This window comes from Acidicapsa ligni, from assembly GCF_025685655.1.
Taxonomy (GTDB): Bacteria; Acidobacteriota; Terriglobia; order Terriglobales; family Acidobacteriaceae; genus Acidicapsa; species Acidicapsa ligni.
This window is the reverse complement of sequence record NZ_JAGSYG010000002.1, coordinates 962,278-980,204: the sequence shown is the minus strand read 5'-3', so window position 1 is coordinate 980,204 and position 17,927 is coordinate 962,278. Positions and strand designations below refer to the sequence as shown.

Annotated in this window: 13 protein-coding genes; 7 read left to right on the top strand and 6 right to left on the bottom strand. The window is 54.1% G+C overall.

The features are described from left to right. Window positions 1-28: 28 nt before the first annotated feature. From OHL19_RS10415 to OHL19_RS10385, 7 genes are all read left to right on the top strand, one after another. Complete coding sequence (locus OHL19_RS10415) at window positions 29-1,417, top strand: NAD(P)/FAD-dependent oxidoreductase (RefSeq protein ID WP_263357597.1); 1,389 nt, start codon at window positions 29-31, stop codon at window positions 1,415-1,417. Window positions 1,418-1,485: 68 nt separating this feature from the next. Next, window positions 1,486-2,175 (top strand): response regulator transcription factor, encoded by a 690-nt coding sequence (locus tag OHL19_RS10410; protein WP_263357596.1) that lies wholly within the window; start codon window positions 1,486-1,488, stop codon window positions 2,173-2,175. Continuing rightward, window positions 2,172-3,614, top strand: coding sequence for a sensor histidine kinase (locus OHL19_RS10405; protein ID WP_263357595.1), 1,443 nt, complete (start codon window positions 2,172-2,174; stop codon window positions 3,612-3,614). The genes OHL19_RS10410 and OHL19_RS10405 overlap by 4 nt, the downstream gene beginning before the upstream one ends. 112 nt (window positions 3,615-3,726) lie before the next feature. Then, window positions 3,727-4,776, top strand: a complete 1,050-nt coding sequence (locus tag OHL19_RS10400; RefSeq protein WP_263357594.1) for a YncE family protein — start codon at window positions 3,727-3,729, stop codon at window positions 4,774-4,776. Beyond that, window positions 4,769-6,190: a TolC family protein gene (locus OHL19_RS10395; RefSeq protein WP_263357593.1), complete on the top strand. Its 1,422-nt coding sequence runs from the start codon at window positions 4,769-4,771 to the stop codon at window positions 6,188-6,190. Before OHL19_RS10400 ends, OHL19_RS10395 begins: the two co-directional genes overlap by 8 nt. 102 nt (window positions 6,191-6,292) lie before the next feature. Beyond that, complete coding sequence (locus tag OHL19_RS10390; protein ID WP_263357592.1) at window positions 6,293-7,486, top strand: efflux RND transporter periplasmic adaptor subunit; 1,194 nt, start codon at window positions 6,293-6,295, stop codon at window positions 7,484-7,486. Continuing rightward, on the top strand, window positions 7,483-10,641 hold the full coding sequence (locus OHL19_RS10385) for an efflux RND transporter permease subunit (RefSeq protein WP_263357591.1): 3,159 nt from the start codon (window positions 7,483-7,485) through the stop codon (window positions 10,639-10,641). The genes OHL19_RS10390 and OHL19_RS10385 overlap by 4 nt, the downstream gene beginning before the upstream one ends. Here the strand turns inward: OHL19_RS10385 and OHL19_RS10380 are convergent, their stop codons facing one another. The 6 genes from OHL19_RS10380 to OHL19_RS10355 form a co-directional block, all read right to left on the bottom strand. Further along, window positions 10,642-11,787 (bottom strand): M20/M25/M40 family metallo-hydrolase, encoded by a 1,146-nt coding sequence (locus tag OHL19_RS10380; RefSeq protein WP_263357590.1) that lies wholly within the window; start codon window positions 11,785-11,787, stop codon window positions 10,642-10,644. Beyond that, window positions 11,784-13,034 (bottom strand): imidazolonepropionase, encoded by a 1,251-nt coding sequence (hutI, locus tag OHL19_RS10375; protein ID WP_263357589.1) that lies wholly within the window; start codon window positions 13,032-13,034, stop codon window positions 11,784-11,786. Before hutI ends, OHL19_RS10380 begins: the two co-directional genes overlap by 4 nt. Window positions 13,035-13,049: 15 nt before the next feature. Then, the gene (gene hutU / locus OHL19_RS10370) at window positions 13,050-14,720 is read right to left on the bottom strand and encodes a urocanate hydratase (RefSeq protein WP_263357588.1); all 1,671 of its coding nucleotides are present in this window, start codon (window positions 14,718-14,720) and stop codon (window positions 13,050-13,052) included. Next, window positions 14,720-16,147 carry a formimidoylglutamate deiminase gene (locus tag OHL19_RS10365; protein ID WP_263357587.1) on the bottom strand — a complete coding sequence of 476 codons (1,428 nt, stop codon included), beginning with the start codon at window positions 16,145-16,147 and terminating at the stop codon, window positions 14,720-14,722. Before OHL19_RS10365 ends, hutU begins: the two co-directional genes overlap by 1 nt. A gap of 50 nt (window positions 16,148-16,197) precedes the next feature. Next, window positions 16,198-17,067, bottom strand: coding sequence for a sugar transferase (locus OHL19_RS10360; RefSeq protein WP_317890563.1), 870 nt, complete (start codon window positions 17,065-17,067; stop codon window positions 16,198-16,200). A gap of 440 nt (window positions 17,068-17,507) precedes the next feature. After that, complete coding sequence (locus tag OHL19_RS10355; RefSeq protein WP_263357586.1) at window positions 17,508-17,807, bottom strand: ATP synthase F0 subunit C; 300 nt, start codon at window positions 17,805-17,807, stop codon at window positions 17,508-17,510. Between the last annotated feature and the right edge of the window lie 120 nt (window positions 17,808-17,927).

Sequence of the window (17,927 nt, the reverse complement as noted above, 5' to 3'; positions counted from 1 at the left end):
ACGAGTCAGATCGCTTGAAAGGTGGACGGTGACAAAACGATACGAGGACTACAGCTTCTGGCTGGAAGATGCTGGTGAAAAGCTGATTCCCCGCCCCGCCCTGCAACGTTCGGAAGAAGTTGATGTCGCGATACTCGGAGGCGGTTACACGGGCTTGTGGACGGCTTACTACCTGTTGCGCATGCAACCAGGATTGAAGGTCGCCGTAGTCGAGCGTGAGATCGCAGGCTACGGTGCATCCGGAAGAAATGGCGGTTGGTGTTCTCCTCGCTTCCCTGTAACTGCGGGAGCCATGACCAAGCGCTTCGGCGCTGAGGCTGCTCGCTCCGTCCTGGCTGCATTGCAGGCGTCTGTCGATGAAATTCGTAGTGTATGTGAATTCGAGGGGATGGATGCTTGCTTCCGATCGAGTGGAACGCTCACGCTGGCTCGGGGCGCGCATCAGATGCCTGCGCTGCGATCTTCTTATGCTGCCTATGATCGGCTTGGCCTGGCTGGACGCTATCAATTCCTTACTCCGGATGAAGTGAAAGAACGTATCCGTGTGACGGATGTGCATGGCGGCCTATACACACCCGATGGTGCGAGCATCCACCCTGGACGGCTGGTGCGCGGGCTTGCACGTGCTGTCGAAGCGCATGGCGGAGTCATATACGAGCAAACCGCGGTGACTGATTTCTCAGGCGGAGACAGGCCGCGTTTTCTCACGGAAGCGGGTGAGTTGCGTGCCAATAAAGCTATTGTGCTGGCTGGCGAAGCTTATCTCACTCGGATGAAAAAGATGCATCGCGCTTTGTTGCCGGCGTACTCGCTCATCTGCCTTACTGAACCTCTGACGGCTGCGCAGTGGTCGGAGATTGGCTGGAACGAGGGTGAAAATCTTGCATCCATGCGCAATACAGTCGTCTATCTTACCAAGACTCCGGATGGACGTATTCTCTTCGGAAGCCGAGGAGCGCCGTACGCATTCGGTTCGACCATCAGTGATGAACAGGACAAGCATCTAGAGACATTTGCGCTCATTCAACGCTCCCTGATTGAGTGGTTTCCATCGCTCGACGCAATACGATTCACGCATGGATGGGGTGGGCCTGTGGGCATGCCTCGTGACTGGACTCCAGCGGTGCGTTTTAACCCTGCAACACGCATCGGATTCGCCGGTGGATACACGGGGCAAGGCGTGTCAACAACCAACCTGGCGGGGCAGATTTTAGCAGGCATGATCACCGGGAAAACAACTGGCTTTGAGGCATTGCCCTTCGTGCAACGTACCTCCCCGGACTGGATGTATGAACCGCTGCGCTGGTTGGCTGTGCGTTATATGCAGGATGCTTTTCTCCGCATAGACGAGGCCAACGAAGCATGCAGGCAGCCTCCCTGGGACGCATTTTTGGCGGAATATCTGGGCAGGCACTAGCCAGACTAAACCGCAGCTATTAGCTCACCTTCAGACTCTCTTAAGCATTATTCATAGATAATCGTTCTATGAGAATTTTGCTGGTCGAAGACGAACTTCGCTTGGCGGAAAATGTGACGTCCGCGCTGCGTGAGGGCCCGGGCTTCGCAGTAGACTGTGCAAACGATGGCGAGATGGGGCTTCAACTCGCGATGAATCTCTGTTACGACCTCATCATTCTGGATCTGATGTTGCCTCTTATGGATGGCCTCGGCGTATTGAAAACTATACGTGCGCGAAAAGATCAGACGCCTGTGCTGATTCTGACTGCAAAAGATGACATCAGCTCTACCATCAACTTGCTCAATGCAGGCGCTGATGACTATCTCAGCAAGCCCTTTGATCTTGGCGAATTGTTGGCTCGGGTCAAAGCTCTTATTCGTCGAGGTAAAGGTGTTGCCCATCCGACTCTTCGCGTGGGCGATATCGAGCTACATACACTGGAGCAGAAGGTGCTTCGCGGCGGTAAGTTGATCGTGCTTTCTCCCATGGAGTATCACATTCTCGAATACCTTATGCATCGGCCACAGATGGTCACTTCAAAGCAGGAGTTACTTGAGCACTTATATGACTACAATTGGGAACATCATTCGAATGTTATTGAAGTGCATATTTCCAATCTTCGCAAAAAGCTAGGCGGAGTTGACGATCTATCCGGCATCGAAACACTGCGTGGACGAGGTTATCGGCTGTCTATAAGAAGGATTGACGAAAAGTGAAATCCTACTCCATCACGCGGCGACTTATCACAACGATCCTATTGGTTGAATTCATCTCAGCGCTTTGCGTCAGCGGAGTAGCCTTGCTTTATGAGCAACACATGCACTTTCGTTCCTTTGATGTCATGCTTCGCGGCCGCGCCGACTCCCTGCTAGGAGCGGTGCAAGATGCTGAGGATACACAGGACAATGTCATGCTCGACGGAAGCGAAGTGAGTCTGCCAAAAGATGACATTTATGAGGTAGAGGATGCGAGTGGTCGCGTTCTTGGAAAATCTGCGAACTGGAGCAGAATTCCATCTTCATCATCGGGAGAACCTCTAACCTTAGATAAAGATGTCTTCATGAAAACTCTTGTTCACGGAGACGTTTATCGAGTTGTACGCAAGCATGGTCTTCGCATCGTTGACCCTGGCGATAAGGACGGCGGGATTCGACGATATGTCACTGTCTACTATGGATCACGAACAAAGAGGGTATGGAAAGCGGTTTTGCGAGCAGTCACTTTCTATGCGATCAGTAGCCTTGCCCTGCTTGCGATCACCGGATTTTTGATGGCATGGCTGCTCAATCGCAGCCTATCCCCTCTGCGGGATTTAGCTGCGGGAGCGGCCAGCGTCTCAGTGACTTCGTGGACATTTTTACCATCGGAAGACGCACGCAGAATCGAAGAACTGGCTCCTTTGGTCAATGCAATTGAGACGGTTCTACAGCGTCTCGAACGATCGTTTGAGCAACAGAAACGCTTTGTCGGAGATGCTGCACACGAATTGAAAACGAATGTCGCTGTCGTCAAATCTTCTCTGCAATTACTGGAAATGAAGCCCCGTACTGCCGAAGAGTATCAGGCTGGTCTGCAACGCTGCCTGACCGATTGCGAGCGCATGGAAGGGATCGTTGCACAGATGCTGACTTTAGCGAGAGCTGAGCAGCATAGCCCATCTATAAGTCATGCTATCTATCTCGTGCCATCGATCAAGCAGGTCATCGACGATCTCAACACCATCGCGGAAACACGTCAGATCCAAATCACCATGCACAGCCCTGAACATCTATGGGCTCGCATCGAGACGGAGCAATTCAAACTACTCTGCGCCAACATTCTGATGAATGCTCTTCAACACAGTGCTGCAGGATCCACCGCATATGTAGATCTGATACGCAGTGGCGACTATGCGCAGTTACGAATTGCGGATCAAGGGGAAGGAATTCATCCCGACGATCTTCCTCTAATCTTCGAGCGATTTTCTCGCGGTGATCCTTCCCGTAGCCGCAAGACTGGTGGTACTGGACTCGGCCTGGCAATCTGCAAGGCTATCGTGGACAACGTGCATGGAACCATTGACGTAACAAGCGAATTGAGACGAGGAACGGTGGTTCTGGTGCAACTTCCGTTGGCCGGAGACCAGGGCGAATCCGCCAGCTTGTTCTTGTCTTGAAAATAAATTGTAAAGAAATAGAAAGACGTCCGCGCCTTAAGGATGGCTTAAGGTGCAGGTGGAATAGTAATAAAAGTATCTCGAATGTCTGTCTCAATAAATTGGAGTAAAGATGAACTCTAGGTCAAAAACGGATCGCCTCTGTTACTCGATTCTCGCAGCACTCATCCTGTTTTCTCTCACGGCAGCTAAGCCTGTATCAGCGCAGAAGGCCTTCAAGGTCCTGGATAAGTGGACGGTCGGAGGCGAAGGTGGATGGGATTATCTTGTCGCAGACTCTGCCGCACATCGGCTCTACATAACTCATGGCACGCGTGTTGAAGTGATCGATTCATCCACAGGAAAATCGATCGGAGCGATTACAGGGCTACATGGAACGCATGGCGTAGCGCTCGATGACTCCGGAAACTTTGGCTACATAAGCGATGGCGGCGGCAACGCGGTCGTAGTCTTCGACCGTACAAGTCTTGCAACGGTAGCTACTATTCCTGCAGGCACCAATCCAGATGGAATCGTTTTTGAACCCGTCACCAAAACTGTCTGGGCATTCAATGGACGCAGCAAAGACGCCACCGTAATCGACACCGCGACACGTAAGGTCATCGCAACTGTCCCGCTCCCAGGCAAGCCGGAATTTCCTGTCGCCGATGGAACGGGCATCGTCTTTGACAATATTGAAGACAAGAATGCAATCGTTCGGTTAGATGCAAAGAGCCCAAAGATAACTGCCACATGGCCACTGGCAAATTGCGATTCGCCTTCAGGACTTGCTATCGACTTATCAGGCCGAAGACTTTTTTCGGTATGTGACGGTAAGAAGATGGCAATCACGGATGCAAATACGGGCAAGCAACTTGCAGCTCCTTCCATTGGCGACGGCCCAGACGCTGCGGGCTACAACCCGAAGAGTAAGCTGGCTTTCTCTTCGAATGGAGAGGGTACTCTTACCATTATCGACGCGAGCAACAGTAACTATCGGGTTCTGCAAAATCTAACAACGCAGGCACGTGCGCGGACCATGACCATCGATACGGCCACAGGAAAAGTCTACGTCGTTACTGCACAGACCGGGCCTGCTCCTGCTGCTACTGCTGCAAATCCCCATCCTCGTCCCGCAGTCATTCCAGGAACATTCACAGTCCTTGTGATAGGTCATGAATAAATCACAATCCATTGGATTGACGACTGCTTGTGTAATTCGCTCAATGCAACGTCTTAGTCTTGTCGTTCTCTGTATCGGTTTTGGATTGTCGTCATTCACCTCTGCGCTGGCTATTTCAGCGCAGCAGGTGAATGACACGACGACACAAACGCCTGGTGCTATCCAGATCACGCTTGACGAAGCAATCGTACGTGCAAAAGCGAATGAACCAAACTTCAATGCTGCTGTCGCTGCGAGTCATGTAGCCGCGCTGGATCGCACTTTGGCGCGTGCAGCCCTGTTGCCGAGCGTCGTCTATCACAATCAATACCTGTATACGCAGCCTGCGCATGGCGTGACTGACTCCGCAAATGCGAGTGCTGCGACTGCAACCAGTACGCCTCGTTTTATCGGAGGCAATGCCGTTCACGAATACACGAGCCAGGGAGTCGTGACTGAAACAATCGGGCTGCAGCAGGTAACAGCAGTTGCCCGTGCATCGGCCGCAACATCGGTGGCATCAGCCGAGTTGGAGATTGCACGGCGTGGCCTAGTCGCCGCTGTGGTCGGCCTTTACTATTCGTCCCTATCTGCCGATCGCAAATTGACGGTGGCCAAGCGTGCGGCAGACGAAGCATCCAACTTTACCGGCCTGACACAGAAGCGTGAAGAGGCTCGTGAAGTTGCTCATGCCGACGTTGTGAAGGCGCAGTTGCAGCAACAGCAGCGCGAACGCGATCTTGCAGATATGACACTACAGAAAGAAAAAGCGCGGCTGGATCTTGCCGTTCTTCTTTTTTCCGATCCCCATACTCCTTACACTCTTCTGCGTTCTGATTCTGTTGCGCCGCTCGCGCAGCGGGCAGAGATCGATGCGGCAGCTACTGCACATAATCCCGAGCTGGCGAGCGCTCTCGCATCATTGCGTACCAGTTCGCTTGATGTTACGGCAGCGCGTGCTGCATATCTTCCAGATTTGGGGCTCAACTTCAGCTACGGAATCGACGCTGCGCAGTTCGCGATCCATGCACCGGATGGGACACGCAACCTCGGCTACTCCGCGATGGCCACGCTCGATATTCCTGTGTGGGACTGGCTCTCTACGCATAATCGCATCCGACAAAAACAGAGCTTACGCGAATCGGCCCGCATTGCGTTATCCGACACTCAGAGAAAACTTATTGCGCAACTGGACGAGTTCTACGCAGAAGCGAGAGTCGCCAATGATCAATTGCACTCTCTGGATGTTAGCGTAGAAACCGCGCGGGAGAGCCTTCGTTTAACGCTGCTTCGTTATACCGCGGGTGAAGCGAATGTGCTTGAAGTTGTGGATGCACAAAACTCGTTAACATCGACAGAGCTCGCAGAAGAAGATGGCATTCTTCGCGATCAGACAGCTTTGGCCAACCTCCAGATACTGACAGGAACGCTCTGACTTATGCCAGAATTCTTATTTGCAAATCGAGCACATCTTCTCAATGTTGTTTTGGCAACCTGCTGTCTTCTGCCTATTATCGCGGGGTGTCAGAAAAAAGATGTGCCAGTAACTTCAGAAGTTACTGTACAAGCGTCTCTGCCGCATCGTGGCGATATCTCGGAACAGATTGTTGCCGATGCAACATTGTCCCCATTGAATCATGCGGTCATTACGCCAAAAATTACATCGCCGGTGAAGAAGCTCTATGTACAACGAGGAGCGCACGTCAAAGCAGGGCAACTATTGGCCGTGCTTGAGAACAGCGATCTATCGGCGGCAGTGATGGATAACGAAGGCGCCTATAAGTCGGCCGAAGCAGCATACGCCAACGCAACCCATGCTACAGTGCCCGAAGACTACACCAGAGCCGAACTTGATTTGAAACAAGCGAAGGCAAATCTGGAATTAAGTCAAAGCATCGCGACCGCGCGCACTCAACTCTTTTCGCAAGGAGCAATTCCAGGCCGTGATCTGGATACAGCGAAAGCGGCGCTTGTGCAGGCGCAGGCCGCTTATGACCTGGCGCAGCAACACTTCGAAGCCGTACAAAAGACCAGCAATAAGGCTGCACTGGAATCCGCCAAGGGACAGCTTGACTCGGCGAAAGGTAAGTTTCTCGGAACGCAGGCTCAGTTGAGTTACACAGAGATTCGCAGTCCTATCGATGGCATTGTCACGGATATGCCCGTATATCCAGGGGAAACAGCAGCCGCTGGAGTTCCTGTTATTACGGTGATGGAGACGTCCTCACTAATTGCCAAACTACACATCGCGCAGTTAATGGCGCAGCAGCTATCCGTTGGTGCAGAAGCAACTATTCTTGTTCCGGGCATGGACGACCCCATCGCAGGCAAGGTCACTCTCATTAGTCCAGCTCTCGACCCTGGCAGCACAACTGTTGAGGTTTGGGTGCGAGTTGAGAATCATAAAGAAATACTCAAGGCTGGAACGCCTGTTCATGTATCGATCACAGGGCGCAGTGCCAACAATGCGCTGCTGATTCCTACACAGTCGCTCCAGACGGCACAGGATGGCGGCAAGTTTGTGATGGTGATTGCTGCAGATGGAACGGCACATAAACACCCGGCAACGATCGGCCTTCAGACTGCAACTATATCCCAGGTGTTGTCCGGCATCACCGACAAAGATATGGTGATCACGACAGGCAGCTATGCTCTGGATGAAGACACGAAGGTCAAGGTCGGTGCTGCAGATGACAAGCCGGATGCAGGAAAGAGCGGAGAAGATAAATGAGCTCGCCGCCTGAATCCATAGTACAAACCAACGCTCAACCCAAAGATAGTTTCTGGCTTTCGCTTGCTTCCGCATCCATATTCTTTTTTCTGATCACGCTCACGTTTGCTGGTATCTACGCGGCATTTCAGGTGCCGACTTCAGTTTTTCCTGACACGAATTTTCCCCGCGTGGTGATTGGCGTCGACAACGGTGTGATGCCCGTCGAACAGATGCAGATCACCATTACCAAGCCTATTGAAGACGCGGTGAACAGTGTGCCGGGATTAAGTACGGTGCGCAGTACGACCAGTCGTGGCTCGGCGGAGATCAGCCTGTTCTTCAACTGGAACGTTGATATGTTCCACACGCTGCAACTCGTGGACGCGGCGCTCTCCAAGGTGCAGCAGACTCTGCCGACAACAGCACACATCACCACAAACAGGCTTACGTTTGCGACCTTTCCTATTCTCGGCTACGCATTAACCGCAGATGATCGTGGACCGCAGACTGTTTCGCAGGAGCGCCTGTGGGAGATTGCTACATATGACCTCAAGCCTCCGCTGAATCGCGTCGATGGGGTCAGCACGGTTGTAGTGCAAGGAGGCAAGGTTCCTGAGTTTCATATCGTTCCGGACATCTCTCGTTTGCAAGCCGCCGGGATTACGATTTCTGATCTACTGAACGGCGTGCAAGCAGCGAACATCGTCGATTCACCAGGACTTTATGAAGCCGATCATCAGCTATTTCTAGGGCTCATTGGAGCACAGGCGCACAGTGCAAGCGAGTTATCCGATCTGGTTATCAAGACCACTCCCGGCGGTGTTCCAGTGCATGTGAGCGATGTAGCAACGGTTGTGCCCGCTGCCATGCCTATCTATACGATGGTCACCTCCAATGGCAAACAGGCTGTGCTGTTGAACATAGCGCGACAGCCTTCATCGAATACTGTTCAGGTGGCCAGCGCCGTTGCAGATGAGGTTGTGACGCTCACGCCGAAGCTGCCCCAGGGCGTACACCTGGAACCGTTTTATGATCAGTCAGAGTTGGTGCGCCAGTCGATTGGCAGCGTTCGAGACGCAATCTTTATAGGCCTTATTCTTGCCTGCATCATTCTCTTTCTCTTCCTGCGTGATTGGAGTTCTTCGCTCGTCGCTGGCCTTGTTATACCGGTCACTGTCGCAATTACCATTCTCCTGCTGTGGATCATCGGTGAGTCATTTAACCTGATGACCCTTGGCGGACTTGCGGCTGCGATTGGCCTGGTAATTGATGACGCTATCGTCGTCGTTGAGAACATCGTTGTGCATCGGGATGCAGGTGAATCGCGTATCGAAGCGGTGCGCAAGGCGCTCAATGAAATTACTTTGCCCCTGATCGGATCCACGATTACTCCCGTGGTCGTTTTTCTTCCACTGATTGCAGTCACCGGTGTTACAGGCAGTTTCTTTCGCGCTCTTGCTGTAACTATGACGGCGTCGTTATTGACTTCTCTTTTGCTCGCGCTTACGTGGACTCCGGCGTTGTCCCTGTTCTTGCTGCGCAAGAAGAAAGTGGACGCAAGAGAAGATGCAGATACGAGCGCCGGTTCACATCATGCGGGCCCGGTCATGAAGCGTATTCTTACCGCTCATGCCTCTGCACTTGGTTGGGCTTTGTCGAGACCTATTGTGCTTGGACTACTGTGTATTGGCCTTATTATCGGCACGTATTTCAGCTATAACGCTTTAGGTTCTGATCTTCTTCCGGAGATGGACGAGGGTGCATTTATTCTCGATTACATCATGCCGTCGGGCAGTTCGTTATCCGAAACAGATCGCGTGTTGCAGCATGTAGAAAAGATACTGCACGATACTCCGGAGGTGTTGATTACTTCTCGACGAACTGGTCTGCAGATGGGCTTGGCGGCTGTTACCGAGGCGAACTATGGAGACTTTACGGTCAGGCTCAAGACGCATCGTTCGCGACCAATAGACGAAGTCATGGCGGATGTCCGCAATGAGATCAAGAAGACTGAGCCTGAGTTGGATATTGAATTCACGCAGGTTTTGCAGGATATGATTGGCGATCTTTCCAACTCGCCTGAGCCGATTCAGATCAAATTATTCAGCAGTGATCAGGCGCTGCTAAATCAGCTTGGCCCCAAGGTTCAGGATGCGATTGGAAAAATCCCCGGTGTTGTCGATACGCAGAATGGCGTCGACAACACGGTGAGCGGGCCTGCTACCGATTTCAAAATCAGCCCTGTGCTTGCGGCGCAATTTGGCTTTACGCCAGCGGAAATTGCTGAAGATGCAACGTCTATTCTGGACGGCCTTCCAACCAACGAACCGCTGATCGTCAATGGTCGTCCATACACGATACGCATCCGGCTTCCGGAAGAAAGTCGCTCTTCTCTTAACTCAATTCAGAATACTGTTTTCAACTCCGCCAGTGGCCACACTGCTACGCTTGGCGCGATTGCACAGATTACACAACTGCCTCCGCAGAATGAAATTCGCAGGGAAAATCTGCAACAACTCATCGTAGTCAGCGGCCGCCTTGAAGGCTCAGATCTAGGCAGCGCGATGGCCAAGGTACGCTCAACGGTGCAGGCATTACATCTGCCTTCAAACGTGCATGTCGAGTATGGTGGCACCTACGAAGAGCAGCAGAAATCCTTCCGGGATCTGCTGCGAGTTTTGATCCTCGCATTGGTACTGGTCTTCGGAGTATTGCTTGCGGAGTTCCGCAACTTCTCTGCGCCGATTGCGATTCTTACCAGTTCAATACTCTCTATCTCGGGCGTAGTCGTGGCATTACTCATCACGCAAACAACTTTCAATGTAGCCAGCTTTATGGGGCTGATTATGGTGATCGGGATTGTTGCGAAAAATGGAATTTTGCTGCTCGATGCGGATGAGAAATTCCGGGCAGCGGGACTACCGGCACGCGAGGCGATGTTGCTTGCTGCTCAACGCCGCTTACGGCCAATTGCTATGACTGCAATTGCCGCCGTATGTGGAATGCTGCCACTTGCACTGGCTCTCGGATCTGGCTCGCAGATGTTGCAGCCGCTGGCCATCGCGGTCATTGGAGGATTGCTTGTCTCGGTCGTTCTTTCTCTTATTGTGACGCCGGTGATCTATTACCTGCTGACGCGCAAGAGTCATGAAACGCCAGTGGAACAGTTTTAATCACACCGTCAAGAGAGAGCGCAGGACACGTGTCCATTGCTGCAATTCGGCAATGGGCACACACTCGCGGGCGCTGTGCGCTGTGTGCATATCGCCGGGACCAATGACGATGACTTCGTCTGCGATGCGGGCGACTCTACTGGCTTCAGAACCGAAGCTTATTCCGACAGGTTCATGAGCAACTAAGGTAGCGAGACGCTCTTGTAGAGTGCCCACGCTCGCAGGTGCAAAGCCTGACTCGTCTCTTAGTTGCTCAATATGTATGGCTGCATGTTCTGGAGAGGATGGGGATTGACGTACCTCTTCGATCAACGCGCTTATCCGATTAAAAACTGCGCCGGTCTCTTCACCGGGAATGGCTCTCCACTCGACGAGAAAGCTGCATTGCCCAGGGATAATGTTCTTCGCCGTGCCGCCTTCTATCACTCCAATGTTGAGTGTCGTGTGGGGAGGATCAAAAAGACGATCATGGCGAGATGGGATGAAGCTATCTTCGATCTTCGCTATCAGCCGTGCAGCTATTGAGATGGCCGATATGCCTTGTTGAGGGAACGCTGAATGCGCTTCTCTGCCCTCTACACGGATGCGCGCAAGACCGTATCCTTTGCCCGCGATACCGGGCCGCAAGGATGTTGGCTCGCTCACAAGAGCAGAGCCGATGCGCAGATTTGTTGCTCCCAGTAAACGCTCCATGCCCTTGCATCCGATCTCTTCATCGGCGGTAAGGATCAATGCAACATTTGAGCGGATTGCATCTGACTTGGCGCCGACAACAGCAGCCAAAAAGCACGCCAGTGCGCCTTTGACATCGCACGATCCACAGCCATGCAACATCCCTTCGCTCTCTTCCAGATGAAGCGCGCCGGCCCAGTCCGCAGCGTAAGGCACCGTGTCTGTATGGCAGATAAACGCCAAGTCTATTTTGTCTTGTTCTTTGTCCTGTCCCCGGTATCCGTTGGGACGGGCTATCAGGTTTGCTTTTTCTATGCCCTTTTCATCGGCGTAGGGAAAGAGCATGACATGCCAGCCGAGTGGTGCAAGATGAGCGGAGACGCGATGCAACAACGGTAGATTGGAAACGGATGATGGAGTTGAAACAGCGACTAACTCGCGCAGAAGATCTATAACGGACAAGGCCTGCGTCATGGAGTTACCTCGCTGCCAGCGATGAAGACTCGTGGGCGCGCAGGAGCGGCAACGTAGTAGGCAAGCTCGCGATAGTCGTCGCACTCATGGATGAGAAAATCAGCGGCTTTTCCTTGTTCAAGCGAACCGATCGTGTCACCCAGCCTGAGAGAGTAGGCGGCATTGATCGTTGCCGCGATGAGAGCTTCGGCAGGAAGCATCTTCATGTGAATGGACGCTAAAGCCATTGTGAACAGCATGGAAGGTGCAGGCGATGAACCTGGATTGAAGTCCGTAGCAATCACCACGGGCAGGCCGAGATCAATCATCCTGCGAGCCGGTGGATATTGATCGCGCCCGAGACAAAACACTGAAGCGGGCAGCAATACAGGCTGCACTTTTGCATCGAGAAGCAGGTGCAAAGTATCTTCCGTAACAGTCTCCAAATGATCGGCAGTGGCGGCGTGCAATTCAGCAGCGAGAGCCGCGCCTGTGCCTGGACGAAACTGCTCGGCATGAAGCCGCAGTCCTAAGCCATGCGTTTGCGCAGCTTCAAGCACTTGCCGCGTCTCTTCGACGGTGAATGCATGATCGTCGCAGAAGGCATCGCAGTATCGGGCGAGTTCAAGCGAGGCTACTTCAGGAATGAGATCGGCAACGATCCAATGGAGATACTCTGCCCGACGGTCTGCAAACTCTTTGGGCACTGTATGTGCGGCAAGCAACGTTGCAATGATGCGGACTGGCCCATCCTCTGCAAGTCGCGCCAGCACGCGCAGGATGCGCAGCTCGGTTGGGTGATCGAGCCCATAGCCAGACTTGGCCTCAAGCGTAGTTGTACCGCCGCGCAGCATCCAGTCACGATGCTTGCGTGCCTGCGCCAGCAACTCTTCTTCTGTAGCTTTTCGTGTGAGTGCAACGGTGGATTGAATGCCGCCACCTGCCGCAGCAATCTCCTGGTAGGTTGCACCGCCAATGCGCTTTTCAAACTCCGCGGCTCGATTGCCTGCAAAGACCAGATGCGTGTGTGCATCTACAAAACCGGGGGTTACAAGTTGCTGCTGCGCGTCGATGACGGCCGTTTCATTGCCTATTCGATTGCGCAGATCCTGATAGCTGCCTGTGGCGACGATACGTCCGTCTTCGATAAGCAACGCGACATCCTGCAGCAAGCCCAGCTCACGCATCTCAGGCCCAACACGCGGTCGAGGTGGCCCGGCAAGTGTAACGAGTTGCCCGATGTTGACGATGGCGAGTTTATTCGACATGCTCATTTTCGCTGCCTATTTGTTGAGCATCGGCATGCGAATGCCTTTGTCTCTGGCTGTCTGCCGGGCGATCTCATAGCCAGCGTCGGCATGACGAACAACTCCCAGGCCTGGATCGTTGTTGAGCACGCGGCTCAGGCGCTTCTGCGCGTTGGCAGAACCATCCGCAACCGTGACCTGGCCTGCGTGAAGCGAGTAGCCCATGCCTACTCCGCCACCGTGATGAAAGCTGACCCAGCTTGCGCCGCTTGCAGTATTGAGCAGCGCGTTCAAGATGGGCCAATCCGCTATGGCATCGGAACCATCCAGCATGCGCTCTGTCTCACGGTAGGGGCTGGCGACGGAGCCGGTATCGAGATGATCGCGACCAATGGCCACGGGAGCGCTGAGTTCGCCCTTGCGAACCAGATCGTTGATCGCCTCACCCATTTGCGCTCGCTCGCCGTATCCGAGCCAGCAGATGCGCGCGGGCAGCCCCTGAAATGCGAAGCGATTGCGCGCCAGCCGCATCCACCGATTGAGGATTTCGTTGTGCGGGAAAAGTTCAAGGGCCAGCTCATCGGTACGGGCGATGTCTGCTGGATCTCCGGAGAGTGCGACCCAGCGAAATGGACCCGCGCCTTCGCAGAAGAGTGGACGGATATACTCCGGCACGAAGCCTGGGATGTTGAATGCATCTTTGCAGCCTGCGTCTGCCGCGAATCGCCGAATGTTGTTGCCGTAATCAAAAGCAATCGCGCCCGCACGCTGAAGGTCGAGCATTGCATTCACATGGATGGCCATGGATTCAGTTGAGAGTTTGGTGTAAGCCGCAGCATCGCGTTGACGAAGCTCTGCAGCCTGCGCGAGCGAATAGCCGACAGGGATATATCCGTTGAGAGGATCATGCGCGCTGGTCTGGTCGGTGACGACATCGACTACGACTCCACGACGAACAATCTCCGGCAAAACTTCAGCGCAATTGCCGACGAGTCCCACGGAAAGAGCACGGCCTTCGCGACGGGCTGCTTCACAGAGTGCCAGTGCTTCGTCGAGACTCTCGGTAACGGTGTCGCAGTAGCGTGTATCGACGCGGCGATCGATGCGCGTGCGATCTACGTCGATAGCAAGGACTACGCCGTCGTTGAGCGTGACAGCGAGCGGCTGTGCTCCACCCATGCCGCCGACGCCGCCGGTCACGACGAGACGGCCCTTGAGCGTGCCACCGAAATGAATGTCGGCCAGAGACGCAAAGGTCTGAAAGGTTCCCTGCAGGATACCCTGTGTGCCGATGTAAATCCAGCTACCGGCAGTCATCTGCCCGTACATCATCAGGCCCTTGCGATCGAGCTCGTGAAAGTGGTCCCAGTTGGCCCATTGACCTACCAGATTGGAGTTCGCGAGGATCACGCGCGGAGCCATATCATGCGTTGGAAAAACCGCGACCGGCTTGCCCGATTGGATGAGCAGCGTCTCTTCGTTACCGAGGTTTTCAAGCTCGCGAACGATGGCGTGGTAGCTCTCCCAGTTGCGCGCAGCCTTGCCGATGCCGCCATATACGACGAGATCGGCGGGGCGCTCGGCGACGTCAGGATCGAGGTTGTTCATCAGGCAGCGCAACGCACCCTCCTGCTGCCATCCCTTGCAACGTAACTGGCTGCCGCGAGGCGCGCGAATCGATTTATTTGCTTCAGAAGCAATGGTCATTATAAGTCTCCTTGACGACTCGGCGCTGTGGCCTGGTAGCGTCTCTGAACGTCCTGATATTGAGTACGAATGTCTTCGTTGAGCACGTGTTTTCCGTCTTGAAGAACGAGTCTTCCCTGCACCGCTACATCACGAATAGCACCTTTGGCTGACGCGAAAACAGCTTGCGTCAGGATCGACTCCGCATCTGAGCCGAGAATCGAAAGGTCATTCAAATCTACGGTAAAGAAGTCAGCCGGCTCGCCTGCGGCAAGGCTGCCACCCGGCAGACCGAGGGCTGCATATCCGTTGCTGGACGCTGCACGAAAGAGCGCATTGCCGATGGGTTCGCGCGAGGCCCAATCGCTTCGCGCGGACGCATCGAGAATGCCGCGTTGCTGATCCTTGAGACGCAGGTGGTATTCGAGTTGCCGCGCGTCTTCAAGGATGTCGATCTGGGCCTGGCTATCGGTGCCAAAGGCGACTGGAATGCCCAGACACGCTGCCGCGTCTGCGGGGAAGATTCCATCACCGAGATTTCGCTCTGTCGTGGGGCAGGAGCAGATGGTGGCCTTGTACTCGGCGACTGCGGCCAACTCCGCCTCCGTCAGATGAATGGCATGAATGAGCGTCGTGCGCGGAGAAAGGATTCCATGTGCGGCAACCAGGCTTACGGGGGTGGCTCCGTACTCCTCAAAACACGCCGCATTCTCGCCGACCTGCTCGGAGATATGCATGTGTAACGGGAGATTGCCGTGAGTCCGTGCGTACTCCGCAATCTGCTTTAACTCGTCCAGCGGAACGGCCCGAATGCTGTGCGGTGCGGCGCCTACGGTCACATTTTCGGCATTCGCATAGGCGGAAACCAGGTCGTCGAGATTGCGTAAATAGGTGTCCGGTTGCTCATAAAAACGGCGCTGCCCGGGATGCGGAGTTTTGCCAAAGCCAGCGCGGAAGTACGCCGTCCTGAGCAGGCTGATTCGAATACCAACCGATTGTGCTGCGGCGATGACCTGATGGCTGAGCAGATTGGAATCGCTGTAAGCTTCGCCTTTTGCATCGCGATGCAGATAGTGAAACTCGCCGACGACTGTAATTCCCGCGTGCAGCATCTCCAAGAACGTGGCTCGGGCCACATGAAAAAGATCGTCGGGCGAGACAAACTCCGCTGCCCGGTACATTTGCTCACGCCAGGTCCAGAATGTGTCCCCACCGTCGCGGCGACCCTCGGCACGGGCGCGGAAGAGACGCTGAAAGGTGTGGGAATGCGCATTTGCCAGGCCGGGTAAGAGTGCCTTGCCGGGCATGGAAATCCTGCGCGTACCGGTGGGTACCGATTGCTCTGCGGCGACTCCGATGACCGTGCCGCTATCGTCCACCAGCAGGCCCTGGTTGGTATACGGAGAATCAGCGGCAAACAGTATTTCCGGTTGATACAGAGACGGCATCTGTCTATTCCTCGACAATGCTTCTCATCGTAATCCGCATTGCTGCGCTCCTAAAGAGGCATTCCACCACCTCTGGCTTCCTGAGATGTGGATTGTGCTATTGAATCGGGTATTCGCAGAAGATTCCACGGAACCAAAGAGGAAAAATCGCCCTTTTCCCCAGCGGGAATATCCCGAGCAAGCTCTTGTACAAAACCACCGTCGATCGCGATCTCCCGGGCGTGGAGGGCCGATGCCTTGACTCGAAGCGATTGAAGAGGCACCGCCATCCCTAAGTTGTCAGCCCTGTTGGTAGCATCGGATTTTGGCAGGCGACCGTAGATCTGCCTTAGAGAAGGACAGCAACAGATCAACAACGTCATGAGGATCGTCGCGGCATCGCTCCACCAGTTTCTTTGTTCCAGGTAATCCAGAGATATCTGAATCTTGTCTGGAATAACGACTGTCTTGAAGAATTGCAGGGGATTCTGCGCGGTTGCCAGAAGACGCGCCTCCTGGCTGTACTTCAGCGAAGCAGGATCGGTCAGCCCGGGCCGCACACGAAGCAGCAGTTTGTAGTGAATCCTGAATTCCGTAGCAAGGTCCAGGAGCACCGGACGCGGACCCACGAGACTCATATCTCCACGCAGCACATTCCAGAGCTGCGGCAACTCGTCGAGCTTGCTGCGCCTGAGCCATTTGCCTATCGGGGTAATTCTCGGGTCAGGACCGAGCGTGTAGGCCAGACCGGCTTCCGCGTGAGCCATGGTCCGCAGCTTGAGGATTTCAAAGGGCTGAAATCCTCGCCCCATGCGCGATTGTCGAAAGAGCACAGGCCCCGGTGAGCTGAGGTGAATCGCAAGCGCTGCAAGCAGAAGAATCGGCATTGCAACCAGAAGCAACAAAGACGAAAGAACGATATCCGTTCCGCGTTTGAACACAGTCCCTCCAGAAACAGGCGAAACACAGTCCGGAGTAAACTACCCGGTCCTGTCGGGAAGGATTGTTGATCGGGGTCGCTCTTCCGTCGTAGTGAATCCGGAAGTAGAATCCGAAGTCGGGAACCAGATGACCTGGTTCGTAGCTTCAGAACTCAGCACCGCAAACAAGCATCCAGCCTGCATCAACGCAGTTCGACGAAGAACTCGTCTTGACTTGAGGGAAATGTGGATCAGTAACTTCAGGAAACACTGCAGAGGTTTTCTGTGTCAAGACGGAAGCAGCGGTTTTCCAGAAATAAGTCAGAAAGGTAAAGACAAGTTCAATAATGGGAAACGCTTGAAGAATGTTGCTTTTACACGAAGGAAAACCGCCCGTTTCATCGTCTTATCTTGCGACGATTAAACGGGCGGCTCGATTCACTGAGACTGCCTGACCAAAACTACTTGATCTTGGCGAAGATGATGACCAGCGTGAACAGGGTGAGGGATTCGATGAACGCGAGGCCGAGAACGAGCAGCAACTGAATGCCTGCACGTGCGCCGGGGTTGCGAGCCAATGCTTCGACTGCGCTTCCGGTTGCCTTGCCCTGGCCGAGGCCGCAGAGGCCCGCGGCAATCGCGATGCCGATACCGGCGCCGATTGGGGCCAGATCAACTACGCCTGCACCGCTCTGGGCGAACGCAGGAGCTGCGAAGCACAGAACAGAAAGAGCCATCAACAGATATTGAACTTTACGCATGTGTTTCTCCTTGAGTCTTCCTGCTTCACTGAATTGATCGCCAGTGGGTGGTTGAGGCTCACCGTGCTGGCCCCCTCACGCTTGCGATCTTCCGTTGCTCCGAAGCAGAAGCGCTCTCCG